We start from the raw sequence: 2,219 nt of genomic DNA on the forward strand, positions 1-2,219 counted from the left end.
CCACCAGGCACGAGTCCGTCATCCCGAGAACCGGAGAGTCACCGATGTCTGCAGCGGCACCCCAGTCCACGCTGACCAATTCTCCTGCCCACGACCGCGCCGACGACATCGAGCGCCTGCAGATCGCGATCATCCAGACCGCGCGGCAGATCCGCCTCATTCACAAGGGCGGCCCTTACAAGACCGCACTGGCTGCAGTCGTGAAATACGGGCCGCTACGGATGAGTGATCTGGCCGCGCGCGAAGGCGTCGATCCTGCCAGCACGTCCCGCACGGTTCGTTCCCTCGAGGAGCAGGGACTCGTGGTCCGGCGGCCCGACAGCCGCGACGCCCGAGCATCACTGATCGAGATCACCGAGGAGGGAAACCGCGTCTTCCTCGAACGGCGGCGGGGTGTGACAAACCATCTGGTTCGCGAACTGTCGGGCCTCTCGTACGCCGATCTGGATCGATTGCTCTCCGTGACAACGGAACTGGAAAGACTGGCGGCCTTGACCGAACTCGCACCTTCCGAAACACGGGACGACGACCGATGACGACCACAGCACTAGCCGAACTCGCCGCCACCGCACCCTCGGGATCACCGGAGCCGGCCAAGACGTCCACTCCGTCCCAGCTCGGCCCGCGTCTCCGCCGCATTCTCTCGGTGATCGGCCCGCCGGCGTTGTTGGTCGTCCTTTTCATCGCCGGGTGGGAACTGATGGCCTCGCGGCTCGACAGCCCCTTGGTCCCGGCACTGTCCGAGATCGGCGGCGAGCTAGTCGATTTCGCCGAGTCGGGCAAGCTGTGGCTGCAGTTGCAGGTCACGTTGATACGCGTGCTCCTGGGCTTCGCGCTGGCGTTCGTCGTTGCTGTGATCCTGGGAATTGCCATGGGCCGCAACGAGTTCATCCGCAGGTTCTTCGAACCACTGGTGGTGCTCGGACTGGTTACCCCGGGGCTCGTCAAAGCGCTGCTGTGCGTGATCTGGTTCGGAACCGGACTGATCAATCCCATCATCGCCGTGGCTCTCGCCGCCGTCCCGCCCCTCATCATCAGCATCACCCAGGGCGTCACGTCCGTCGATTCCGACCTTCACGAGATGGCGTACATCTACAAGCTCAACGCGTGGACCCGGTTCACCCGCCTGTGGATTCCCGCCCTGGCGCCGGCACTGTTCGCCGGCGGTCGTCTCGGTATCGCGCTCGCCTGGAAGGTGATCGTCCTCATCGAGATCTTCGGACTCGCAAGTGGTGTCGGCTATCAACTCAATCTCGAGTTCTCACAACACAATGTCGCCGGAGTACTGGCGTGGACCGCGGCGTTCGCCATCGTGATGACCGCCATCGAGTACGGCATCTTCCAGACCTTGGAGAAGCGCGCATCACGCTGGCGCAGAGGAGTCAACGTATGAGCGTCCGCATCTCACTCACCGGTATCGACAAGTCGTTCGTCAACCGGCGCAGTGGCAGCGTGGAGCAGGTCTTCGACGGTTTCGACCTCGAGGTCGTGCCCGGGGAACTCGTCGCCGTGGTCGGTTCGTCGGGTACGGGCAAGACGACCTTGCTGCACCTGGTGGCCGGGCTCGAGCGGCCACAGTCCGGTGAGGTCACCATCGACGGCGGCGACGGCGGCCACAGAACCGGTGTCGTCTTCCAGCAGCCGCGCCTGCTCGACTGGCTGTCGGTCCGCAAGAACGTCGAACTCGCTGCCCGTTCCGCAGGTCAGGGCACCGATCACGTCGACGAAGTCCTGCGCGCTGTGGGGTTGTCGGAGTATGCCGAGTCGTACCCGTCCATCCTGTCTGGCGGCCAGCGGCAACGCGTCGCCGTGGCCAGGGCGTTCTCGGTCCGACCGACCCTCCTGCTGTTCGACGAGCCGTTCAGTGCGCTCGACGAGCTGACAGGCCGGCGCCTGCGCATCATGCTGCAGTCGTTGTGGACCGAAGAGCCCCGCACCGGTGTAATCGTCACGCACAACCCTCTGGAGGCCGCGTTTCTGGCCGATCGGGTGATCGTGCTGGCAGGCCGGCCGGCCCGAATCGTCGAGGACTATCGCGTGGAAATTCCCCGCCCCCGCGATCCCGAGGATCCGGAACTGTTCGAAATTCACCGACGCATCGTCGGGCAACTTGTCTGATCTCTCCCACTTCTGTTCGTTCCCAGAGAAAGTCACTCACCAGTGAACAACCCGCGAGGCACTATCTTCCAGCGCGAACTCACCCAGCGCTCCCTCAGCCG

The 2,219-nt window shown here is 64.3% G+C and carries 3 protein-coding genes; all 3 read left to right on the plus strand.

The genetic code is table 11. The annotated features are described in order from the left end of the window. On the plus strand, window positions 1-536 hold a 536-nt coding region (locus WAW17_RS27260), incomplete at its 5' end, for a MarR family winged helix-turn-helix transcriptional regulator (protein WP_422335984.1). After that, window positions 533-1,393 carry an ABC transporter permease gene (locus WAW17_RS27265; RefSeq protein ID WP_422335985.1) on the plus strand — a complete coding sequence of 287 codons (861 nt, stop codon included), beginning with the start codon at window positions 533-535 and terminating at the stop codon, window positions 1,391-1,393. The genes WAW17_RS27260 and WAW17_RS27265, both read left to right, overlap by 4 nt. Further along, complete coding sequence (locus WAW17_RS27270; RefSeq protein ID WP_422335986.1) at window positions 1,390-2,118, plus strand: ABC transporter ATP-binding protein; 729 nt, start codon at window positions 1,390-1,392, stop codon at window positions 2,116-2,118. The genes WAW17_RS27265 and WAW17_RS27270 overlap by 4 nt, the downstream gene beginning before the upstream one ends. Window positions 2,119-2,219: the final 101 nt, after the last annotated feature.

This window comes from Rhodococcus sp. (in: high G+C Gram-positive bacteria) (genome assembly GCF_049286785.1).
Classification (GTDB): Bacteria; Actinomycetota; Actinomycetes; order Mycobacteriales; family Mycobacteriaceae; genus Rhodococcus_F.

Bases quoted from the DNA above. Each gene is read 5' to 3' on its own strand.
- WAW17_RS27265 (WP_422335985.1), top strand. From the start codon at position 533: ATGACGACCACAGCACTAGCCGAACTCGCCGCCACCGCACCCTCGGGA.
- WAW17_RS27270 (WP_422335986.1), top strand. From the start codon at position 1,390: ATGAGCGTCCGCATCTCACTCACCGGTATCGACAAGTCGTTCGTCAAC.